The following is a 20,560-nucleotide window of genomic DNA, read 5'->3' on the forward strand; positions in this document are numbered from 1 at the left end:
ACAGCCAGGAAACGAACCGACATGAACCATTTTCTTGATATCCACAAAACCGATTCCACCGATCTGCGGGCCATGATCGATCAGGCGGGCGTGATGAAGCAGGCGCGTTTGGGCCGCCCCAAGGCCGCCCCCGACGACGAACAACCGCTGAAAGATCGCATGGTGGCGCTGATCTTCGAAAAGCCTTCGACGCGGACGCGCGTGTCTTTCGATGTGGGCGTGCGCCAGATGGGCGGGCAGACCATGGTGCTCTCCGGCAAGGACATGCAGCTGGGTCACGGCGAAACCATCGCCGACACCGCCCGCGTGCTGTCGCGCTATGTCGACATGATCATGATCCGCACCTTTGATGAAACCATCCTGACCGAAATGGCCGAATACTCGGACGTGCCGGTGATCAACGGCCTGACCGACCGCACCCATCCCTGCCAGATCATGGCCGACGTTCTGACATTCGAGGAACATCGCGGCCCCATCGCTGGCAAAAAGGTGGTCTGGACCGGTGATGGCAACAATGTCTGCGCTTCCTTCCTGCACGCCGCCGGTCAATTCGGATTCGATCTAACCTTCACCGGACCGGCTCAGCTTGACCCGGAAGAGGAGTTCATGGGGTTTGCCCGTCAAAAAGGTTCGAAAATCGTGATCGAAAGGGATCCGCACAAAGCGGTGGAAGGTGCGGACCTCGTCGTCGCGGATACCTGGGTTTCGATGCATGATTCCCAGTCGGCCAAAGAGCGCCGCCACAACATGCTGCGCCCATATCAGGTCAATGCTGAACTCATGTCGCATGCCAAACCAGATGCGCTGTTCATGCATTGCCTGCCGGCCCACCGCGAGGAAGAAGCGACCTCCGAGGTCATGGATGGACCGAACTCGGTCATTTTTGATGAAGCCGAAAACCGTCTGCATGCACAAAAGGCGGTGATGCGCTGGTGCCTAGGCGTCTAAGGGCGTCGACGGATATCCCAAACTTTCAATTTGGCGAGCGTACTTGCGCTCGCCAAGAGGACCAGCGCGCAAAGCGCTGTTTTGGTCACGATCTCCATCGTGCCTTCGATCAGCATGGCGTGAACAAGGCTGCCGACAATCGTCACCCCGGCCAGTGCGGTGTGGCTCAGCCGCCAAAGACGAAAGCGCTGGCGCAGACGTTTGCGGAAGACCCCTAACAGGGCCGCCCCGAAAGCGGCCCACATGGCAATGACACCCCAGGCCGAGAACGGCGTTGGCGATACGAACAACAACGCATCCACCACATCCGGCGGGCTGGTAAGCCACAACCCCGCGACATGGACCACAATCGCCAGCACCAGGGTCAGACCGATCCAGCGGTGAATGTGGCGGCTTATCACTGCGGACAAGCCCGGAAGGTATCTTCCGGCCAGAAGCGGCTGCAGCAACAGCAGGCCCAAGCTCAGAATTCCGGCAAACCCGGCGAGGATATAGGTTGGATCGCGCCACGCAAGATACGGGCTGCCTGCCGCAGCGATTAAAGGAACGGCAAGGGCGGCGATCAGGGTCGCCCAAATGACACCGGTTCGGATCACCGGGATCAGAGCGGTTGCAACACGAAATGCGCAGCCAGTGTCTTGTCTTTGGAACTGGACATCACAGGCCGCAGGAACACGGTTTCGAACGCGCCGCTGTCATAGGCCAGATGCCCGTGCGGTTGACCGAATGCAGGAACGATCTGCGGCATTTCCAGGCGGAATTCACCCTTTTCATCCGTCAAGGTCGCTCCATGGCTTTGCGGGTCACGCTCGTGCCCTTCTGTGGTATGGGCCCAGATCTGAATGCGCTGGCCGGGCAGGGGTGCGCCATCGCCTGCCCTTCGTACGGTGCCTGTCATCCAGAACCCGCCGCCACCGATCCGGTCCACGATCGGCGCGCCGGGGCGATAGTTGTTTGATCCGCCCCGCATTGAAGGCGTCGGCGCAATCCCGGCTGCGCGGGCAGGCACCAAAAGCCCTGTGGCGCCGGTTGTCAAAACGGCAACACCTTGGGTGATCAGGGAACGACGGGACAGCAACGCATCTGTCATCGAGAAACCTCCAATACGCGATCCAATCTTGTCAGTCTGCGGCTTCCATCTGAAACATAGCATGTTTCTTTCAAAATCCGAGGCCGTGCGCGGTTGGATTCCCGCGCCCTCACGGTTCTGTGAGTGATTCCGGGTCGTCGAAACGAATCTTTTTGACCTCTGGCGGTGCGTGGTGCGATGCTCGGGGCCACCGAACCACATCGGGATGATCCTTCCATGACGACAGCAGATCTGGTTACACAGGAAGACATTGCCGCCTTCCAACGCGATGGCGCTGTTGTTCTGCGGTCGAAATTCTCATCCGACTGGTTGTCATTGCTGCGTGCAGGTATCGACGCCGATCTTGACAATCCGACCGATAATTTCACCCTTCATACCAAGGATCCGAACGCCCCGGGCTATTACGAAGACTACTGGGCCTGGAACAAAATCTCGCAATTCAACGAATTCGTTCATAAGTCCCCCTGCGCACCGCTTGCCGCCGGGTTGCTGGGGGCGCCATCCATCAACCTTGTCATGGACAACTGGTTCCTGCGCGAGGCCGGCTCGACCTCGCGCCCGCCCTTCCATCAGGACCTGTCTTACTTCGACTTCGAAGGCACGATGTGTGTCCTTTGGCTGCCGCTGGAACCCGTGACCAAGGAAAACGGCATCGCATTCGTGAAGGGCTCACACCTATGGGAAAAGCTGTTCATGCGGGTGCGGTTTGCCGATGGGCATCCCAGCTATGAGCCCACCGAAGTCGCCGGGCTGACCTATCACCCGCCACCCGATGTCAATGCCGACCCCGGCGCGTATGAGTTGCTGCAATGGAATCTGGAGCTTGGGGATTGTATCTTTTTCGACATGCGAACGCTGCATGGCGGGCTGTCCTCGACCACGCCGTCGGAAACGGTGCGGCGCTTCACCCTTCGCATGACGGCACCTGATGGTGTCATCCGGTATCGCGGCGACTGGGCCAAGGACGAGCGCGCGCAGTTCGAGGCGGCAGGCTATGGCGAGGGGGATCGGATTGACGGGCCGTTTTTTCCGCAACTCTGGCCGCGTTGATTGGAACGGCGCCGCACTCAATCTGTGCGATTGTGCACTTTATGGGCTGCTTTGCGTGGCTATTTCTTACCTGAGTGAACGCAGGTGGCCTGACCATCTGCAACGAAGGGAGAGCTGAAATGAGTTGGAACCCGACACACAATCCGGACTGCATCTCGGAGAATCCGGCACTGGACACATTAATCATCCCGCGTGCCCGTGACCTGGGTGGGTTCGAAGTGCGCCGCGCGTTGCCTTCGGTAAAACGACAGTTGGTGGGCCCTTTCATATTTTTCGATCAAATGGGGCCCGCTGAATTCATCACCGAAGGAGGCATCGACGTGCGGCCCCACCCCCATATCGGACTGGGCACGGTCACTTATCTGTACAAGGGCGAATTCGAGCACCGTGACAGCCTTGGCACACATCAGATGATCTATCCCGGCGAGGTCAATTGGATGGTCGCAGGGCGTGGTGTCACCCATTCCGAGCGCACCAGTGACGAAACACGCGGCAAAAAACACAGCCTGTTCGGCATTCAGACCTGGATTGCTTTGCCCGAAGCGCATGAGGATATGGCTCCGGATTTCGAACATCACAAACAGGCCGCGCTGCCGCATATTCAGGATGCAGGCGTCAGCGCCCGATTGATCCTGGGTTCAGCCTATGGTGAGACCAGCCCGGTCACGATGCTGTCCGAAACCTTCTATCTCGACGTGCAATTGGAACCCGGCGCGTCTTTCCCTCTGCCTGACGACCACGAAGATCGAGGTGTCTATGTCACGCAAGGTTCGGTCGAAATCGCGGGTGACAGGTTTGACGAGGGCCGCATGATGGTGTTCCGGCCCGGGGACAAGCTGTCTGTCAAGGCCGGTGCGCTGGGCGCGCGGCTGATGCTGCTGGGCGGAGCGACCCTGAATGAAGATCGCTACATCTGGTGGAATTTCGTTTCGTCTTCGAAGGAAAAGATCGAAACCGCAACCCGTGAGTGGAAAAGCGCCGATTGGGCCAATGGTGCATTTCAACTGCCTCCGGGTGACGATCAGGAATTTATCCCTATTTCCAAAGAGCTTGAGCGCACCAAACCCCGGCTGGCCCGCTAGCGCGTGACGTCGGGGGCAAGCGGGCTTGTGTCACAGGACGTTTGCGGTGATCCTTTTCGGGTGTACCGGAGGGGGTATCATGAAACTTGTCCTTGCAGGCGCGGGCAGCATCGGCTGTTACTGTGGTGCTTTGCTGGCCCGGTCGGGGCATTCCGTGACCCTGCTGGGGCGCGCGCATGTGCTGGACCCGATCCGTGAGCGCCGGCTGACGGTTACGGATTTCGACGGCCTTGATTACACGGTCCCGCCTGAATCTCTGGTGCTCAGCGAAGATCCGGCCTGCCTGGGCCGGGCCGAACTTGTCATTGTAACGGTCAAATCGGGCGCAACATCGGATATGGCCGAGCAGATAGGCGCCTTTGCGCCCCGGGATGCGCCTGTCCTGTCCTGGCAGAACGGGATCGAGGCCGCAGAGACGTTGCGCAACGCCCTACCCGGGCGCGACATACGCGCCGGAATGGTTCCGTTCAACGTGGTGCCGACTGCCCCCGCCACCTATCATAGGGCCACGTCCGGAGATATCGTCATCCAAAGCGGCACCGGTGATCTGGCCGCGCAGCTGAGCAGCGCAGACCTTCCCGTCACGTCCAGCGACCAGATCGAAGCCGTGCAATGGGGCAAGCTGGTGATCAACCTGAACAATGCGCTCAATGCCTTGTCGGGCCTCACGCTGGTGGATCAGCTGATGAACCGCGACTGGCGCAATCTCATGGCGGATCAGATGTCCGAGGCGCTGACCGTCCTCAAGGCGGCGGGTCATCCCGTGGCCTCGACCACATCGCTTCCGGCATGGATGACCCCGCATATTCTGCGGCTGCCGACACCGCTGTTCACCAGGATCGCGGCCCGGATGCTGACAATCGACCCGCATGCGCGAACGTCCATGGCCTATGACCTCATGGCTGAGCGGCAAACGGAAATTGACAGCCTGCAAGGTCACATCATCCGGATGGGTCACGAAACCGGAGTGCCGACACCCATCTGCACGCAGGTGTCCGACCTGATCAAACATGCACCCGATCACCCGTTGTCGCCGGAACAGATCAGGCTCTGACGTCAACCCTCAGGCGAACGCGGTCAGCACCCAGTAAATGACGGCCGACATGGTTGCGGCGGCGGGCACGGTGACAATCCACGCGGCCACGATGGTCATGAAATGCGACCGCCGTACCAGCTTGCGACGGCGGTATTCTTCCGGGGCAAGGTGTTGTGCTGTGCGTTGAAGCTTTCCCCGCTTGCGCCGGCGCTCGGAATCCCACTCGCGGTAGAAGCCGACGCCAAAGACGGCACCAACGGCGATATGGGTCGAACTGACCGGCAGGCCAAGCCAGCTGGCCAGAATCACGGTGATCGCCGCCGACAGGGCAACGCAAAAGGCGCGTATCGGGTTCAGCTTTGTGATCTGGCGGCCCACCATCCGAATGAGCCTGGGGCCGAACAGGAACAGACCGAAGGAAATCCCGAACGCTCCGATGATCATCACCCAAAGCGGGATTGGAACTTTCGCGGCGAACTCTCCGAACTCGGCTGCGTGAACAATCGCAGCCAGCGGGCCGACCGCATTGGCCACGTCATTTGCGCCGTGGGCAAAGCTCAGGAACGTGGCCGAGATCACAAGCGGCAGGCCAAACAGCGTCTTCAGCGACCGGGTCCGGTTCTCCATCCCTTCGGATCTGCGTTTGACCCACGGGACGGTCACGGACCAGGTCAGCAGCCCCACGCCCAACCCGATCAACAGGGCCATCTTGGGATCGATATGCACGATCCATTGCAGGCCTTTAACGGACAGATAGGTGGCAAATGCCCCCGCCATCACCGCCAAAAGGAAAGGTACCCACTTGCGCGCGGCGGCAATCTTGTCGTCCTGATTCTGGATTTTCGACTTGATCAGCGCCAGAAAAGCCGCGGCAACCGCACCGCCGAGTATCGGCGAAATCACCCAGCTGGCTGCAATTGCACTCATCGTGCCCCAGCTCACCGCGCTCAGGCCCGCTGCTGCAATGCCTGCACCCATCACCCCGCCCACGACTGAATGCGTTGTGGACACAGGGGCGCCGATCCAGGTCGCCAGGTTGACCCACATGGCCGAAGATATCAGCGCCGCCATCATGGCCCAGATGAACACCTCGCTGTTTTGCACCGAGGCGGGGTCGACAATCCCCTTGGAGATGGTCGAGACCACGTCACCCCCCGCAAGCAACGCACCAGCGCTTTCGGCAATGGCGGCAATCACGATAGCGCCGCCCATGGTCAGCACATTCGCGCCGACCGCTGGGCCCATGTTGTTGGCCACGTCATTGGCACCGACATTGATCGCCATATAGGCCCCGAACGCGGCCGCCGCGACCACGACATGGCTGCCATCCGCCCGACCGAACAAGACCGCCGCCGTCAGCCCGGCAAGCGCCATGAAGGCCAGCGCGACCCCCGGTGCCAGCAGGTGGCGCGCGACATGGATGTTGGCGGTTTCGACCCGCGAAATTCGGTGCAGGTCGCTGTCCAACGTTTGCCAGCGTGGTTTCGGATTCGTGTCAGACATGAACTTGGTCAGATATTGAAGGATCGTGCGCCACTAACGGTATCGGGCTGCTCAGGCAAGCTGGGTGCCATCGAAATGTTGCGAATTCCTTACAGTTTGCGCAACAAGTCCTGAAGCTCGGGCTCTTGCACCAGGGTGGCCGCTTCAGCCGGCGAAAACCAGCTGCGCTCGCGCTGGTCGGCCTCGGGAAAGTCATCGGCCAGCGCGCACACCGAAATCCTGTAGACATTGGTCAATACCGGTTGCGCCGATCCGTCTTTGAGGATCTTGTCGTAGGTGAATTGGCCGATGGGTTCATCGTGAACTGCATCCGCGCGCACCCCGGCTTCTTCCCAGGCCTCCTGAAGGGCTGTTTCCGCGCCACTCAAACCATCGATGGGCCAGCCTTTCGGGATGATCCAGCGTTTGGTGTCACGGCTGGTGATCAGCAAGACCTGGTCCTGCCCGTCATAAGTGCGGGTGCACAACGCCGCAAACTGCACCCGTCGGGGGCGCAGGAACAGCGGTCGTCCTACCTCTTCCCAGATATTTTGCAGCCATGCATTCATCAGTTTTTTTGTCGGTCTACTCTATGCCTTCAAAGTTGATTCGACTTAACAACGGAAATAGTGAGTTTCAATTAAACCTTCCAGTTTGGCCGGGTTTGGCCGATTTTTGAGGGTTTTCTGGGTTGTTTTGTGGATTATGGGCAAGGCTCGGGCTTTGCTGATGGCTCTAGTCACGTCTGCGTTTTGCCCTCAGCGTGGGATCAGCCTGGGTCGGGTCTTCGGGCCAGGGGTGTTTGGGGTATTGCGCCCTCATGTCTTTGCGTACATCCGCGTAAGAGCCCGCCCAGAAACCGGGCAGGTCACGCGTTATCTGGATCGGGCGCTGCGCCGGTGACAGCAGAGTGATCTTCAAAGGCTGGCCACCGATCGCCGGGTGTCGGGTCACGCCAAACACTTCCTGCAAACGGACCGAGATTTCCGGCACGGCCGCGCTGTAATCAATTGGCACCTTGCGCCCCAGCGGCGTTTCAAATGACCCCGGAGCGCGCCGGTCCAGCTCCTGCGTCTGCGCCCAGTCCAGCCGCGCGCGCAGGGCGGGCAAAAGGTCGAATTTCTTCCAGTCTTCGGCGCTTTTGACCCCTGACAGCATGGGCAGCAACCAGTCCTCCATGTCGGCCATCAGGCCTGCGACCGAAAAATCGGGCAGATCGACGCCATCGGCGCGCACCAGCTCGACACGGGCGGCCAGGCGCGCGGCGGCACCCTCCGGCCGCAGGCCCAGATCGCGTATCCCATCCAGCATCGCGCGGGCCACGGCGTCGTCCGGGACGTCCTTCCAGATGCGGTCGTCCAATATGATCGCGCCGAACCGCTCTTGCCGCCGCGACACGACGCGCCGCTCGCGTTTGGACCAGGCGCACGTCTCGACCCAGCCGATCTGATCCGCGAACAGATCGCGGATGTCGCGTTCCGAAATCTGGGTGGCCATCCGGACCTTCGCCTCGCGCGGGTTGCCATCCGTGTCGATGACGACCAGAAACGGAGCGCTGGCCAGTGAATCCGCACTGTCCAGAACAACGCCTTTCCCCCCTGACAGCACATAGCGCGGCGCGTCACCCTTGCGCCGCTGCCCGATGCGGTCAGGATAGGCCAGCGCAGCCATGGCGGCGGGGCTCAGATCGGCCGAGTCGCCCTTGACCTGTTTCCGCAGACGCCTGGTCTCGGCATTGATCCGATCCACTGCGCCCATGTTGACCTGCCAGACCCTGTTGCGCTGAAAGGCCCGGGGATCGCGCAGCGCCTCTTGCCGCAGGGTGATATCCACCGGCGCGCCGCGAAGGGGGTCACGCTCGGCCATCAACGCCGCCAACGGGGCGGCCTTCGGACCGGCCCGCACAAGCATGTGCCCCAACCGGGGATGCAAGGGCAGTGCCGCCAGGGCGCGCCCATGATCGGTGATCCGCCCATTGGTATCGAGTGCGCCCAGCATCGTCAGCAAAGCCCGCGCCTCGGCCATCGTCCCCTCGGGAGGTGGTGTCAGAAAGGCAAGATCGGCCGCGTCAGCGCCCCACAGGGACAGCTCCAGCGCCAGCCCGGTCAGGTCCGCCGCTTCGATCTCGGCAGGCGGGTAGGCGGCCAAGGCACCGTCTTCCCCCTTCGACCAGAGCCGGTAACACACCCCTTCGGCCACCCGTCCGGCTCGGCCCGCGCGCTGTGTGGCCTCGGCCCGGGTCACCCGTTCGGTCACCAGCCGGGACATGCCCGATCCTGGATCGAACCGAGCCCGCCGGGCCTGTCCCATATCCACCACGACCTTGATGTCGGGGATCGTCAGCGAGGTTTCGGCAATCGACGTCGCCAGCACGACTTTGCGCCCTTGTTCCACCGGGGCAATCGCCGCACGCTGGGCCGCAAAGGGCATGGCTCCGAACAATGGGCGCACCACGCAACTGTCGGGCAACCGACCGTACAAAAGGCTTTCAGCGCGCCGGATTTCGCCCTCTCCTGGCAGGAAAACCAGAATTCCGCCGCCGGACTTCCGCGTCTCACGCTCGGCCTGCACCACCAGATCGATCAACGCATCCAACCGTCGCGCTTGCGGCCCCATTGGCCGTTCCAGCCAGCGCGTCTCAACCGGGAAGCTGCGCCCGTCCGATGTGACCAGAGGGGCCGCCATCAACGCGCCGACCGGATCCGCATCCAGCGTGGCTGACATGGCCAGCAGGATCAGATCGTCCCGCAATGCGTCGGTCACCTCGAGGCACAAGGCCAGCCCCAGATCGGCATTCAGAGATCGTTCGTGGAATTCATCGAAAATCACCGCGCCAATTCCCGGCAGATCCGGGTTGGATTGCAGCATCCGGGTCAGGATGCCCTCGGTCACCACCTCGATCCGGGTGTCTTTCGACACTTTCGCCTCGCCACGTACACGGTAGCCCACGGTCTGTCCCGCGCGCTCTCCCAACGTCTCGGCCATCCGCTCGGCCGCGGCCCGGGCCGCCAGCCGCCGGGGTTCCAGCATCACGATCCTGCCATCGCACAAACCCGCCTCGAGCATTGCCAGGGGAACCCGCGTGGTCTTGCCCGCCCCCGGTGGGGCCTGCAATACCGCGCGGCCCTGCGCGCGCAATCTGTCCAGCAGTTCGGGAATGGCGTCGTCGATGGGCAGGCGTATCGTCATCCGGCTCTTATCCGCGATCATGCAGGTGTCGTCCAGTTCTCGCGCCGCGCGCGCTTTGGTGACACCGTGGCGGCGGGCCCAACCCTGAATGGCCAAGCAACGCACGAATTGACGCAGCTTTCGCTTTGATCGCATTTCCGGCGACCTGCGGTCTGGACAAACGCCCCCCGAGCGCGGCAACTATTCCTGCCTCTAGGATCGGGACAAGAATGCAGACAGATAGCCTCAGCGACAGGATTTTGAAGGGCGAGCGCCGGGCGCTGGCCCGCGCGATCACTCTGGCGGAAAGCAACCGCGCCGATCATCGTGCACAGGCCAGCGATTTGTTGGCCCGGCTCGCAGGGTCAGGGCGTCAGGCGCTCCGGATCGGTTTGTCGGGTACGCCCGGGGTGGGCAAGTCCACCTTCATCGAAAGCTTTGGCATGATGCTGACAGGGCAGGGGCTGCGTGTCGCGGTTTTGGCAGTCGATCCCAGCTCTGCCCGTTCGGGGGGCTCGATTCTGGGGGACAAAACCCGGATGGAACGCCTGAGCCGCGAGAAGAACGCTTTTATCCGCCCCTCCCCCAGCCAGAGCCATCTCGGCGGCGTTGCCCGACGGACGCGTGAGGCCATCGCCCTGTGCGAGGCCGCAGGCTATGACGTGGTGCTGATTGAAACCGTGGGCGTCGGGCAGTCCGAAACGGTGGTGTCCGAATTGTCGGACCTGTTCCTGTTGCTGTTGGCCCCGGCGGGTGGGGACGAATTGCAGGGTGTCAAACGTGGCATCATGGAGATGGCCGATATCATTCTGATCAACAAGGCGGATGGTGATCTGAAGGCCACGGCGACCCGGACATGCGCAGACTATGCCGGCGCGTTGCGATTGCTGCGCAAGCGCCCGCAGGATCCCGAAGGTTTCCCCAAGGCAATGACCGTTTCAGCGGTCGAAGAACAGGGGCTGGAGCAAGCCTGGGACGAGATGCAATCCCTGACCCGGTGGCGCCGCGACAACGGTATCTGGGAAGCCAACCGGGCCGCCCAGGCGCGATACTGGTTCGATCAGGAAGTCCGCCATGCACTTCTGGCCCGGCTCGACACGCCGCAGGCCAAGGCCGAGATGGAACGCCTGAACGCCGAAGTCTCGGCCGGGCGGCTGAACCCGGCCCGCGCGGCCGAAAAACTGCTTGGCACGCTGAGCTGACGGGGTGAAAGGGGGCAAGGTTTCAAAGGCGGGCGCAAAATGAAAGAATTCGTCCGGTCCGTCTTGACCCTTCCTGCGATTCCCACTAAACGCATCCAACCAGTTTTCGGGCGCGACTTCGGGTTGTGCCCCTTGTGATTTGGCCGAGGGCTTTGTGCCCGGCCTCCAGAAACAAAGGAAGAAACCATGTCGCGCCGTTGCGAACTGACCGGAAAAGGCCCGATGACTGGCAACAATGTCAGCCATGCCAAAAACAGAACTCGTCGTCGTTTCCTGCCGAACCTGAATGACGTTACCTTGCAGTCCGAGACCCTGGGCCGCGGCGTGAAGCTGCGCATCTCGGCAGCCGCTCTGCGTTCGGTTGACCACCGCGGTGGTCTGGACGCATTCTTGGCCAAAGCCAAGGATGAAGAACTGTCGGCGAACGCACTGAAAGTGAAGAAGGAAATCGCCAAGGCGCAAGCCACGGCCTAAGCCTTATCGCTTGTTGATTTTCAGGCCCTGCACCTCTGAGGTGCAGGGCTTTTTCGTTTTGAGCCGCCCGCCGCCGCCTTGCATTGTTTTCAATTTCGAAATTATTTTTCGCCATTGGTGAATTGCTTCACATACGGAAAGCCGAATCTGACCTATCGTCACTGCCATTCATCAGGCGGGGGCCTCACTATGACGTTAAAAAGTTTCTACCTTTTCCTGTTTCTGGCCGCGGTTTTTCGCAAAGCAATTTCGGCTTGTACGCGGATGCAGCGCAGGGTGAATCGTTCCCACACCAGCTTCAATACAAGCAAGGTGAAACGACCGGGAATTGATTACTGAAACCAGCTTCAAGCGCGACCCTTTGGCGCTTGAAGCTACTCTGCTGACTGACCTATACCCGGGTCAGGATGAGACCAGCCATATCACGATTCCTGCCTTATGTTCTGTCCCTGCTTTTGGTTCTGACCGGGCAGGGCCTTGCCGTGTCCCGCGGCATGGACAAGGCCGTGGGTCAGATGGTGTTGTGCACAGGCACCGGTCCGGTCGTTGTCTACATGGACGAAGACGGACAGCCCACCGCGCCACCGCATTACTGCCCGGATTTCGCACTGTCCCTGATGGGCGCGGTCGCCGTTGCCCAGCCGCCCATGCCTATGGCGCCAGAGCGGGCGCAGATAGCGCCGCTGCGACATCTGGTCAATCAAATCGCCTTGCCGGTCCCCGGCACCCCGGCGCGCGCGCCGCCTGTACGTGTTTGAAGACACTACTTTTTCAAACCTACAATACAGGAGAGGCACGATGTCCCTCAAAACTACTCTGTTTGCAACCCTGGCCGCCTTTACCCTGGCCATGCCCGCTTTTGCTGAAGGCACTATCAAAGTTGATGACGCCTATGCCCGGTCGTCGGGAAAGACCGCCAAGGCAGGCGCCGCGTTCATGATGATCCAGAATCTGGGCGATGCGGACGACCGTCTGGTCGGCGTGACGTCGGATGCCGCTGCCCGGGTTGAACTGCACACCCACAAAGTCGACGACAATGGCGTGGCCAAGATGGTGCATGTCGAGGAAGGCTTTGCCATTCCGGCAGGTGAAACCCACATGCTGAAACGTGGCGGCGACCACGTGATGTTCATGGGGCTGACCGAACCGTTCGAGCAGGACGCCATGGTTCCGGTGACGCTGATCTTTGAAAAGGCTGGCGAGGTTGAGATCGAAATCCCGGTCGATCTGGAGCGTCAGGACATGGGCGGGCACGGATCTCATTCGAACTAGGGCAACGCCTGTCTTCGGGCCGCGCTGCGGCCGTCATCCATGCGTCAGGCCGGGCATTGCCCGGCCTGTTGTTTCTGCGGCCGCCACTGGTGCTATTTGTTGATGGTTTTCATACCAACACGGTCACTGGCCTGGCGGAATCGGGATGCCAGCCAGAACATGACCGCGGCAATGGCCAGCGCCGAAAAGGCGATGCCCCATCCCAGCGCAACAAGCGCGACCGCTGGCCAGATCATCAAAACAAGCCCGACCACAAGCGCGACAAAACCCGAAACGCGCATGGAGCCGCGTTGAGGGTCTCTCTCGTGCATTTGCCCGGATGCCGCCAGCGAGCCGATCCCGATGATCAGCGCCCATGCGCCCATCAGGAAAAAGGCCAGTTTGACCGTCCCTTCCGGCCAGATCAGCAGGACAAGCCCGATCAGAAGCGCGCCGATTGCAGCGCCGCCCATTACCCCACGACGCCCAACGCCCAAAAGCGTCAGGCCACCATCGAGGATCAGCAGCACACCAACCAGCCGCAGCAGCAACGCGATGCTGCCAGACGGCCAGAACAGTGCTGCAATACCGACAAGCCCGGCCAATACTCCGCGCAACAGAAAGGTCCACCACAGGCTGGAAAGCTGCTCTCCAAGCATGTCGCGCCCGGCCATGCTGCCTTCATCCAGAATTTCACCAGTCCGGGGGTCCTGATCCGTCATGTCTTGTCCTCCAGTCGTTTCGGGGACAGTCTAACCGAATTAAGCGAGTGTTGTCTGTACTTTAACTGTGCGGCGCAAGCAGGTGCCCGACCCATCGCGGAACTGTCTGGGTCGCTTTGCCGACAAGTCTTTCATCAAACCCGGATGCGCCCGGTGACGGTTCCAGATTGATCTCGATCGTCCGAGCGCCCGCCGCTTGTGCCTCGTGCACGAACGCTGCCGCCGGATAAACCTGACCCGAGGTGCCAATGGCGGCAAAAAGCGACGCGCTGGACAGGTGGTCATAAATCTCGTCCATGAAATAGGGCATCTCACCAAACCAAACCACATCGGGTCGGGCCGTGGGCCGCGCACAGGCGGGGCAGGATTCCCCAACCGCCATTTCGGGCGGGGCGGTCCAGCGATGGCCACAGGCTGAACACAGCGCGCCCGCCAAAGTTCCGTGCATGTGGATGACATCCTTTGCGCCGCCCGCCTCGTGCAGGCTGTCCACGTTCTGGGTCACGATCACGACGTCCCCGGGCCAGTCCCGTTGCAGCCGGGCCAGTGCTTCATGAGCGGCATTGGGTTGAACCCTGGCGGCCTGAACCCGCCGCGCATTGTAAAACCCTTGAACCAGTGCGGGATCGCGGGCGAATCCTTCCGGCGTGGCTACATCCTCGATGCGGTGCTGGACCCATAATCCACCCTCATCGCGAAAGGTGCTCAACCCGCTTTCGGCGGATATTCCGGCCCCGGTCAGAATCACGATCTTTTCCATTTCTCCTCCGCGCGGTACAGCATGGTACATGTCACACCGTATCCTCTTTGTCTGCCTGGGCAATATCTGCCGCTCGCCTGCGGCAGAGGGCGTTTTTCGCGCCCGCGCGCCGCATCACGTAACCGATAGTGCCGGAACCATGGGCTGGCATGCGGGAAAACCGCCCTATGGCCCGATGCAGGCAGCTGCGAAGGTCAGGGGAATCGATCTGGGCGACCTGCGCGCCCGTCAGTTCACCGCTGCCGATTTCGACCGCTTCGACCTGATCCTGGGCATGGACGCCAACAACATCGCGGATATCGAGGATCTGCGCCCCGCCGGCAGTGACACCCCGGTGCGCCTGCTGACCGATTTCGCCCCTGAAGCCGGCGCTGATCATGTGCCTGACCCATATTACACGCGGGATTTCGATGGCGCTCTGGATCTGATCGAGGCGGCGGTCGAGGGGCTTGCCGCCCATCTGGACAGTTAGCCGCCGATCACCCGCAGCGATCCGCTCAGCCAGGGCAGTTTGGCCAAAGCCGGGTCAACGATCTGGTTCTGCATCAGACGCCGTGTCATGCCCGCCACCTCCTGCGGCACCTGATCGGACCAGCCCGTTCGCGCCAGCAAGGATATGCTGCGCGAGAAATCCCCAAACGGGGCAGGCTGGGCCTCCAGCCCTTCATGGAACCGCGCGGCGCGCATGAAACCCAGCGGCGTCGTGATCGCCCAACCCAGACCCCGTGCAACCATGGCCATCAGCGCCATGTGCGAGCCGATCTCGAACCGTTCCTCGAACTCCTGCGTGCCGCGCGCCATATGCGCCTCGATCTGCCGGCTGATCAACTGCTCGCGGGCATAGCGCAGATACGGCAGGCTGTTCTGTGCCGCCTCCACTCCGCCCGCCCCCTTAGGCGCAACCAGAATGAACGGATCCCGGACCAGAGGGTACTCGACCACCCCCTCCAGCACTTCTCCGCTATGGGCGGTGACGGCCATATGCAGGCGTTGTTCGGCCAAGGCCTCGAACAGATCGAGGCTCGACAAGGTGATCAGTTTGAAATTCGATCGGGTCAGACTGTCTGCCAGCAACGTGGCCAGCCGCGGGGTCAGATCATTGTCGAAGTCGTCGATCAGCCCGATGGACAACGTGGTCAGATGCCCCAAATCCATGACCGACAATTCGCTTTGCGCCATTTGCAGCTCGGCCAGAACCGCCTCGGCGCGGACCAGAAAGCTGCGCCCGGCCTGTGTCAGGCGCATCGGTCGGCGCCCGTGATCGACCAGTTCGGTGCCCAGAGCCTTTTCCAGATTGCGCAACTGTTGGGAAACGGATGGCTGGCTGAGCCCCGTGATCTCGGCGGCCTGTGCCACCGATCCCGTCCGCGCCAAAGCCTCGAACACCTCAAGGCCCCGCAGGGTCAGCCCTTTCATCACCATAAGATACACCTTTCGCTGCGCCTTTCTGGGGCGCAGCGCGGATCAGGTCAAGGTTTCAGAAGGGCTCAGCTACAGATCGCCTGCGCCATCTGGCCAAAGTTCTGATACCGGTCCCACAGCGCATCGTCGCGCGCGGTCTGCGACATCTTCAACTCCTGCGCCTGATGGGGGTCGGTGAACCATTTGGCCACGGTTTTCTGATCGCTGCGGGTAAGCGCCTGATCTGCTACGCGCTGGATGCAACTGCACCGATCCCGCGTCGCTGCTGACCGGTCCGACGCCAGACATGCCCGCTTGATCTGCGCCGCATCCGCAACCGGAGCCACCGCCGTCAGCGATGCCGCACAAAATGCGATTAAGAGGAACTGTTTCATGCTCATGCCTCGTTTTTGCCTGCCCGGAGGGATCTTGCGCCCCTCTCGGTCTGCGGCGGAGTATGAATCAAACTGGAGTTTGGATCAACGGACAAGATGCTGTTGATCAGGAATGTTGCCTCTTTTCTCTTCAGCGTCAGCCTCGCGGTTTCAACGGCATATGAATCCTGATCGACCAGGCTGCGAAAGAACAGATCATCCGGGTTCTGGCCACTGGTGGATGGTGCCAGCAGCAGGCTTTCGGAAATTGCTCCGTTGGCGTTAATGACATTATGTGTTTCAAGCAGCAGATGATGGTAAATTGCACTGTTTTTTCTGCACAATGTAGCAACGCCCGCATCAACAAGGCTGATGGCTGGAACAAACACTTCGTTCTCTGCACAAAGGATTTCAGCCAAAGGGTGCGTGACCAGCATTCTGTGTTGCTGTGACACTTTCAAAGGCGCGAAATTCGAAAGCGTTCCCTCGGGAATTTCGACCATTCTGAAACGTCCGGCTGTGATGACAGCCTGTTCGCCCGTCCAGATGACAGGTAGATAGCCATTGTCACGGGTCCAAATCTCATCACCCGGCTTCAGCATTTCGATGGGGCGGTATCCGGATTTGGTTTCGATCAGTGTCCCACGGCAGTAGCAAATGGGGCTGACATATGCGTTTGATGCGAAGCTTGGGCCTTCTTGCGTACTGACGACCGTCAGAGGCACTCCGGCTGGTGGAAACTGTCCGGGTCCGCCGATGAATGCGATGCCCTCGACGGTTCCATATGCCGGTGATGAGTTGTTCACGTTGAACGCAACCGCCTGCCACGTGGTTGTCCCATCTGTCAGCGTAATACCATATTCGGCTTCAACACGCGTGCCGCTGGCGAAAAGCGTACCATCGATTGTCTGATCGCCGTTTAACCGCTGATTGCCATCATTGTCGGAAAAGTTGGTGTCTGATCCGGCATCCGTGATGAAAACTTCGGTCGCAGTGCGCGAATTGATGGTAATCGTCTCGCCAATAAGATGTATCCCCGTGCCCTGATTGATCCCGTCCAGACCCTGCGCCACAGAGACGGACAATTGACCTTCACCCAACACAAAGATCGAATAATCGGCCAAGTCTTCCCTGCTTTCTGTTTTTGAAACGGCCAGATGATGCGATCATCTTAACTATTCACTGATTTCGGGTAAATGCCGCTGAACAGAAAGGCGCGGGTGGGACCTTTTTTGCAACGCTTCAACGCTTGACGAGGGGCAAAACTCCCGACATATCCCACTCCATGACAGACCTCGCTCATATCCGCAATTTCTCCATCGTCGCGCATATCGACCATGGCAAATCCACCCTTGCTGACCGGCTCATCCAAGAGACCGGCACGGTCAAGGATCGCGACATGAAGGAACAGCTGCTCGACAGCATGGATATCGAGCGCGAGCGCGGCATCACCATCAAGGCCAACACGGTTCGCATCGACTATACCGCCGACAATGGCGAACAGTACGTGCTGAACCTGATCGACACCCCCGGCCACGTGGACTTCGCCTATGAAGTCTCGCGGTCGATGCGCGCGGTCGAGGGCTCTCTGCTGGTCGTGGACTCGACCCAAGGGGTCGAGGCGCAGACGCTGGCGAACGTGTATCAGGCCATCGACGCCGATCATGAGATCGTGCCGGTGCTGAACAAGATCGACCTGCCCGCGTCCGACTGTGACCGCGTGGCAGAACAGATCGAAGATGTGATCGGCATCGACGCGACCGATGCCATTCAGGTTTCCGCCAAGACGGGGCAGGGCATCCACGAAACTCTGGAAGCAATCGTGCAGCACCTGCCCGCACCGAAGGGCAATCTGGACGCGCCTCTCAAGGCGATGCTGGTGGATTCGTGGTACGACGCCTATCTGGGCGTGATCGTTCTGGTCCGCATCATGGACGGAACGCTGAAAAAGGGCATGCGGGTCAAGTTCATGTCGAACGGTACCCTGCACCATGTCGATCGCGTCGGCGTCTTCCGGCCTGAGATGGAGATGGTTGACAGCCTTGGCCCCGGTGAGATCGGCTTCCTCACCGCATCCATCAAACAGGTCCGCGACACCCGCGTCGGCGACACCATCACCAATGACCGCAACGGCACCGAAGAGGCCCTGCCGGGCTTCAAACCCGCGCAGCCGGTGGTGTTTTGTGGCCTGTTCCCCGTCGACAGTTCCGAATTCGAAGACCTGCGCGATGCGATCGACAAACTGGCCCTGAACGACGCCAGCTTTAGCTTTGAAATGGAAACTTCGGCCGCACTTGGCTTTGGCTTCCGCTGCGGCTTCCTTGGCCTCTTGCACCTTGAGGTCATCCGCGACCGCATCGAACGCGAATACGATATCGAGCTCATCACCACCGCGCCGTCGGTGATCTATCACGTCTACATGAAAGACGGCGAGATGATCGAGCTGCACAACCCCGCCGACATGCCCGACCCCTCGAAGGTCGACCATATCGAGGAGCCGCGCATCAAGGCGACCATTCTGGTGCCAGACGAATACCTCGGCGACGTGCTGAAACTCTGCCAGGACCGCCGCGGCATCCAGCTGGACCTGACCTATGCAGGCAGCCGCGCCATGGTTGTCTATGACCTGCCGCTGAACGAGGTTGTTTTTGATTTCTACGACCGCCTGAAATCGGTGACCAAGGGCTATGCTTCGTTCGACTACCAGATGACCGGCTATACCGAGGACAATCTGGTCAAGATGTCGGTGCTGGTGAATGATGAACCGGTTGATGCGCTGTCGACCATGGTTCACCGCGACCGGGCCGAGATGCGGGGCCGGGCGATGTGCGAGAAGCTCAAGGATCTGATCCCGCGCCACATGTTCAAAATCCCGATCCAGGCCGCCATCGGAGGCAAGGTCATCGCCCGCGAGACCCTGTCCGCCCTGCGCAAGGACGTGACCGCCAAATGCTACGGCGGCGACGCCACGCGGAAACGCAAACTGCTGGACAAGCAGAAGGCGGGGAAGAAGAAGATGCGTCAGTTCGGGAAGGTGGATATCCCGCAGGAGGCATTCATCTCAGCGTTGAAGATGGACAGTTAAGGCTGTCCACTATTAAGCGCACTGCAAGCTTCGGCTAGTGAGAAAAAGAAGATATTTCTTCTACGAGCATTCTGTACTCGTGAGAAAACTCGTCAATATCCTTTTGCTTAGTCAAATATGTTCTACTGTGCGCCGCCGTATCGCCAAGTGTTTTTACTTTTTCCAACCAACCAGGAGCATTGCGGCTCAATTTGAATGTTTGACCTGATTTGAGAGCTCCAATAAGGCCATTCATCATGAGTAGATTGTTCGATGTATCGCGTATCAGGTGATCCGACTGTTTTTCGATATAGCCGTCAATAATTAGCACTTCCACTAACCGCCGCATCATTGTTGCGCACGCGTCAAAAAAAGCAAACTGATAGCTGCCGTTGATTTGTCTAACAAGCTCTTTGACATACTTGCGGCGGCTTTGGAAATCAGATGCAATCAGTAAGACATCATCGATTTCTGCTGGCTTTGCTGTTAGAAAATCGGAGTACTTTCCGTCAAAATCTCTGGATAATGCGAGAGATAGCGAAATCACCCCATCGGAAGATATTGAGATTCCTCGCTGACCGCGTAGGTTCTTTCGAAGTCTCGTCATATTAACATTGCTGCGTAGTCCAGTGTCTTTCAGAAACTTGACCACATCAGAGATAGTAGTTTTCTTGCTTTCAAATGCTTCATGCAAAAACCAAGCAATTCGAGCAGAAAGCTCCACTTCGGTAAGATTGCTGTCATCCAAACAATGAACAAATTGCTCAAATTCACTCTTCATTGCTTGTTAGTACATCCTTGAATTCTTGTTCTGTCGACGCAGTCATTTTGTAGCGTATCGGGTTTGTTAGCTGCGTCAGGAATTGCGCTTTGTTGTTTGAAAGGGCTTTTGAAGACTGGGTGCCGTTCATCTTCACTCCCAGTTGATTGAGAACACGGTACGCAGTGCCGGACGTGATGTAATCGTCAGCGAAATAGAGGACGAGTTTGCATTTTTCCAGTGTACTTGCTTTTCCAGTTATGAATTTCTTCGAAATTTCTGCATAAGATGCATGGCTCTTTATTTTGTTTGCTAGTTTGCTCTCGGCTTCCGTGTCCACTGGGTCCGTGGGTGTTTTGCTGCTACTGCTACGAGATTTCTTTGAGGTACTCTTAGTTTTAGGTTTGGTGTTGCCTGTTACAGTTGGCTCCTCGCCGGAACTTGCTTGGCCATCGACCGCGAGAGCCGCTTCAATATACTCTGGTTTCCAGAAGGTCTCCAACAAGGCTTTAACTTCCGCAAAGTTACCTTCTGCCTTCAATTCGGATGAGCCGTGCTTTAATTCAATCTTAATCATTGCGTTCCTATCAAATTCTAAAAGCCACCACAGATTGTATCGAGTCCGCTGGCACACGCAAGTATTTGTGGATTACTTTTCCTGTTTGAGAGGACGCTCTCTCCAAGCAAATTTGAATG

The 20,560-nt window shown here is 59.5% G+C and carries 22 protein-coding genes; 10 read left to right on the forward strand and 12 right to left on the reverse strand.

What is annotated here, in order from left to right:
• Positions 1-21 precede the first annotated feature (21 nt).
• A complete protein-coding gene (gene argF, locus ACR0C6_RS11930) occupies positions 22-948 on the forward strand; it encodes an ornithine carbamoyltransferase (RefSeq protein WP_152457303.1) in 927 nt (308 codons plus the stop codon).
• Here the strand turns inward: argF and ACR0C6_RS11935 are convergent.
• Positions 945-1,541: a ferric reductase-like transmembrane domain-containing protein gene (locus ACR0C6_RS11935; RefSeq protein ID WP_371419741.1), complete on the reverse strand. Its 597-nt coding sequence runs from the start codon at positions 1,539-1,541 to the stop codon at positions 945-947. The genes argF and ACR0C6_RS11935 overlap by 4 nt on opposite strands.
• Before the next feature lie 8 nt (positions 1,542-1,549).
• Positions 1,550-2,038 carry a peptidase associated/transthyretin-like domain-containing protein gene (locus ACR0C6_RS11940; protein WP_152457305.1) on the reverse strand — a complete coding sequence of 163 codons (489 nt, stop codon included), beginning with the start codon at positions 2,036-2,038 and terminating at the stop codon, positions 1,550-1,552.
• 216 nt (positions 2,039-2,254) lie between these two features.
• On the opposite strand from ACR0C6_RS11940, the gene ACR0C6_RS11945 reads away from it, so the two are divergent.
• The 3 genes from ACR0C6_RS11945 to ACR0C6_RS11955 all read left to right on the forward strand — a co-directional run bounded on the left by ACR0C6_RS11945 (position 2,255) and on the right by ACR0C6_RS11955 (position 5,224).
• The gene (locus ACR0C6_RS11945) at positions 2,255-3,088 is read left to right on the forward strand and encodes a phytanoyl-CoA dioxygenase family protein (RefSeq protein WP_480619455.1); all 834 of its coding nucleotides are present in this window, start codon (positions 2,255-2,257) and stop codon (positions 3,086-3,088) included.
• A 119-nt stretch (positions 3,089-3,207) separates the two neighbouring features.
• Positions 3,208-4,170 carry a pirin family protein gene (locus tag ACR0C6_RS11950; protein WP_480619457.1) on the forward strand — a complete coding sequence of 321 codons (963 nt, stop codon included), beginning with the start codon at positions 3,208-3,210 and terminating at the stop codon, positions 4,168-4,170.
• A 79-nt stretch (positions 4,171-4,249) separates the two neighbouring features.
• Positions 4,250-5,224, forward strand: coding sequence for a 2-dehydropantoate 2-reductase (locus ACR0C6_RS11955; protein ID WP_480619459.1), 975 nt, complete (start codon positions 4,250-4,252; stop codon positions 5,222-5,224).
• A gap of 9 nt (positions 5,225-5,233) precedes the next feature.
• On the opposite strand, the gene ACR0C6_RS11960 is transcribed toward ACR0C6_RS11955, so the two are convergent.
• From ACR0C6_RS11960 to hrpB, 3 genes are all read right to left on the reverse strand, one after another.
• Positions 5,234-6,709, reverse strand: a complete 1,476-nt coding sequence (locus ACR0C6_RS11960; protein ID WP_480619461.1) for an inorganic phosphate transporter — start codon at positions 6,707-6,709, stop codon at positions 5,234-5,236.
• A gap of 89 nt (positions 6,710-6,798) precedes the next feature.
• A complete protein-coding gene (locus ACR0C6_RS11965; protein ID WP_480447535.1) occupies positions 6,799-7,257 on the reverse strand; it encodes an NUDIX hydrolase in 459 nt (152 codons plus the stop codon).
• Positions 7,258-7,423: 166 nt separating this feature from the next.
• Positions 7,424-9,877: an ATP-dependent helicase HrpB gene (gene hrpB, locus ACR0C6_RS11970; protein ID WP_480619536.1), complete on the reverse strand. Its 2,454-nt coding sequence runs from the start codon at positions 9,875-9,877 to the stop codon at positions 7,424-7,426.
• Positions 9,878-10,086: 209 nt separating this feature from the next.
• Here hrpB and meaB point away from each other — a divergent pair, with 209 nt between their 5' ends.
• From meaB to ACR0C6_RS11990, 4 genes are all read left to right on the forward strand, one after another.
• Positions 10,087-11,058 carry a methylmalonyl Co-A mutase-associated GTPase MeaB gene (gene meaB / locus ACR0C6_RS11975; protein WP_480619463.1) on the forward strand — a complete coding sequence of 324 codons (972 nt, stop codon included), beginning with the start codon at positions 10,087-10,089 and terminating at the stop codon, positions 11,056-11,058.
• Positions 11,059-11,244: 186 nt separating this feature from the next.
• Complete coding sequence (gene rpmB, locus ACR0C6_RS11980) at positions 11,245-11,532, forward strand: 50S ribosomal protein L28 (protein WP_050603240.1); 288 nt, start codon at positions 11,245-11,247, stop codon at positions 11,530-11,532.
• Between the two features lie 407 nt (positions 11,533-11,939).
• A complete protein-coding gene (locus ACR0C6_RS11985) occupies positions 11,940-12,290 on the forward strand; it encodes a hypothetical protein (RefSeq protein WP_480447536.1) in 351 nt (116 codons plus the stop codon).
• A gap of 40 nt (positions 12,291-12,330) precedes the next feature.
• Positions 12,331-12,804 carry a copper chaperone PCu(A)C gene (locus tag ACR0C6_RS11990; RefSeq protein WP_480447537.1) on the forward strand — a complete coding sequence of 158 codons (474 nt, stop codon included), beginning with the start codon at positions 12,331-12,333 and terminating at the stop codon, positions 12,802-12,804.
• A gap of 92 nt (positions 12,805-12,896) precedes the next feature.
• Here the strand turns inward: ACR0C6_RS11990 and ACR0C6_RS11995 are convergent, their stop codons facing one another.
• Entirely contained in the window at positions 12,897-13,505 is a 609-nt protein-coding gene (locus ACR0C6_RS11995) for an HdeD family acid-resistance protein (RefSeq protein ID WP_480619465.1), read from the reverse strand.
• A gap of 61 nt (positions 13,506-13,566) precedes the next feature.
• Complete coding sequence (locus ACR0C6_RS12000) at positions 13,567-14,265, reverse strand: NAD-dependent deacylase (protein WP_480619466.1); 699 nt, start codon at positions 14,263-14,265, stop codon at positions 13,567-13,569.
• Positions 14,266-14,293: 28 nt separating this feature from the next.
• Here ACR0C6_RS12000 and ACR0C6_RS12005 point away from each other — a divergent pair, with 28 nt between their 5' ends.
• Entirely contained in the window at positions 14,294-14,737 is a 444-nt protein-coding gene (locus ACR0C6_RS12005; RefSeq protein WP_480447539.1) for a low molecular weight protein-tyrosine-phosphatase, read from the forward strand.
• Here the strand turns inward: ACR0C6_RS12005 and ACR0C6_RS12010 are convergent.
• From ACR0C6_RS12010 to ACR0C6_RS12020, 3 genes are all read right to left on the reverse strand, one after another.
• Positions 14,734-15,687, reverse strand: a complete 954-nt coding sequence (locus ACR0C6_RS12010; protein WP_480447591.1) for a LysR family transcriptional regulator — start codon at positions 15,685-15,687, stop codon at positions 14,734-14,736. The two genes, ACR0C6_RS12005 and ACR0C6_RS12010, sit on opposite strands and share 4 nt — an antisense overlap.
• Positions 15,688-15,752: 65 nt before the next feature.
• The gene (locus tag ACR0C6_RS12015) at positions 15,753-16,061 is read right to left on the reverse strand and encodes a hypothetical protein (RefSeq protein ID WP_171229650.1); all 309 of its coding nucleotides are present in this window, start codon (positions 16,059-16,061) and stop codon (positions 15,753-15,755) included.
• A gap of 2 nt (positions 16,062-16,063) precedes the next feature.
• Positions 16,064-17,164, reverse strand: coding sequence for a Hint domain-containing protein (locus tag ACR0C6_RS12020; RefSeq protein WP_480619469.1), 1,101 nt, complete (start codon positions 17,162-17,164; stop codon positions 16,064-16,066).
• A gap of 161 nt (positions 17,165-17,325) precedes the next feature.
• On the opposite strand from ACR0C6_RS12020, the gene lepA reads away from it, so the two are divergent.
• Positions 17,326-19,125, forward strand: coding sequence for a translation elongation factor 4 (gene lepA, locus ACR0C6_RS12025; RefSeq protein ID WP_480619471.1), 1,800 nt, complete (start codon positions 17,326-17,328; stop codon positions 19,123-19,125).
• Between the two features lie 34 nt (positions 19,126-19,159).
• Here the strand turns inward: lepA and ACR0C6_RS12030 are convergent, their stop codons facing one another.
• Positions 19,160-19,885 carry a hypothetical protein gene (locus tag ACR0C6_RS12030; protein ID WP_480619473.1) on the reverse strand — a complete coding sequence of 242 codons (726 nt, stop codon included), beginning with the start codon at positions 19,883-19,885 and terminating at the stop codon, positions 19,160-19,162.
• A complete protein-coding gene (locus ACR0C6_RS12035; RefSeq protein ID WP_480619475.1) occupies positions 19,875-20,441 on the reverse strand; it encodes a hypothetical protein in 567 nt (188 codons plus the stop codon). The genes ACR0C6_RS12030 and ACR0C6_RS12035 overlap by 11 nt, the downstream gene beginning before the upstream one ends.
• Between the last annotated feature and the right edge of the window lie 119 nt (positions 20,442-20,560).

The sequence above is a fragment of the Ruegeria sp. AL12 genome (assembly GCF_056540885.1).

Coding starts and splice junctions, on each gene's coding strand:
- ACR0C6_RS11955 (WP_480619459.1), top strand. CDS start 4,250: ATGAAACTTGTCCTTGCAGGCGCGGGCAGCATCGGCTGTTACTGTGGT.
- hrpB (WP_480619536.1), bottom strand. CDS start 9,877: ATGACGATACGCCTGCCCATCGACGACGCCATTCCCGAACTGCTGGAC.
- ACR0C6_RS11985 (WP_480447536.1), top strand. CDS start 11,940: ATGAGACCAGCCATATCACGATTCCTGCCTTATGTTCTGTCCCTGCTT.
- ACR0C6_RS12000 (WP_480619466.1), bottom strand. CDS start 14,265: ATGGAAAAGATCGTGATTCTGACCGGGGCCGGAATATCCGCCGAAAGC.
- ACR0C6_RS12030 (WP_480619473.1), bottom strand. CDS start 19,885: ATGAAGAGTGAATTTGAGCAATTTGTTCATTGTTTGGATGACAGCAAT.
- argF (WP_152457303.1), top strand. CDS start 22: ATGAACCATTTTCTTGATATCCACAAAACCGATTCCACCGATCTGCGG.
- ACR0C6_RS11940 (WP_152457305.1), bottom strand. CDS start 2,038: ATGACAGATGCGTTGCTGTCCCGTCGTTCCCTGATCACCCAAGGTGTT.
- ACR0C6_RS11950 (WP_480619457.1), top strand. CDS start 3,208: ATGAGTTGGAACCCGACACACAATCCGGACTGCATCTCGGAGAATCCG.
- ACR0C6_RS11945 (WP_480619455.1), top strand. CDS start 2,255: ATGACGACAGCAGATCTGGTTACACAGGAAGACATTGCCGCCTTCCAA.
- lepA (WP_480619471.1), top strand. CDS start 17,326: ATGACAGACCTCGCTCATATCCGCAATTTCTCCATCGTCGCGCATATC.
- ACR0C6_RS12015 (WP_171229650.1), bottom strand. CDS start 16,061: ATGAAACAGTTCCTCTTAATCGCATTTTGTGCGGCATCGCTGACGGCG.
- ACR0C6_RS11995 (WP_480619465.1), bottom strand. CDS start 13,505: ATGACGGATCAGGACCCCCGGACTGGTGAAATTCTGGATGAAGGCAGC.
- meaB (WP_480619463.1), top strand. CDS start 10,087: ATGCAGACAGATAGCCTCAGCGACAGGATTTTGAAGGGCGAGCGCCGG.
- ACR0C6_RS12010 (WP_480447591.1), bottom strand. CDS start 15,687: ATGGTGATGAAAGGGCTGACCCTGCGGGGCCTTGAGGTGTTCGAGGCT.
- ACR0C6_RS12005 (WP_480447539.1), top strand. CDS start 14,294: ATGTCACACCGTATCCTCTTTGTCTGCCTGGGCAATATCTGCCGCTCG.
- ACR0C6_RS11990 (WP_480447537.1), top strand. CDS start 12,331: ATGTCCCTCAAAACTACTCTGTTTGCAACCCTGGCCGCCTTTACCCTG.
- ACR0C6_RS11965 (WP_480447535.1), bottom strand. CDS start 7,257: ATGAATGCATGGCTGCAAAATATCTGGGAAGAGGTAGGACGACCGCTG.
- rpmB (WP_050603240.1), top strand. CDS start 11,245: ATGTCGCGCCGTTGCGAACTGACCGGAAAAGGCCCGATGACTGGCAAC.
- ACR0C6_RS11960 (WP_480619461.1), bottom strand. CDS start 6,709: ATGTCTGACACGAATCCGAAACCACGCTGGCAAACGTTGGACAGCGAC.
- ACR0C6_RS12035 (WP_480619475.1), bottom strand. CDS start 20,441: ATGATTAAGATTGAATTAAAGCACGGCTCATCCGAATTGAAGGCAGAA.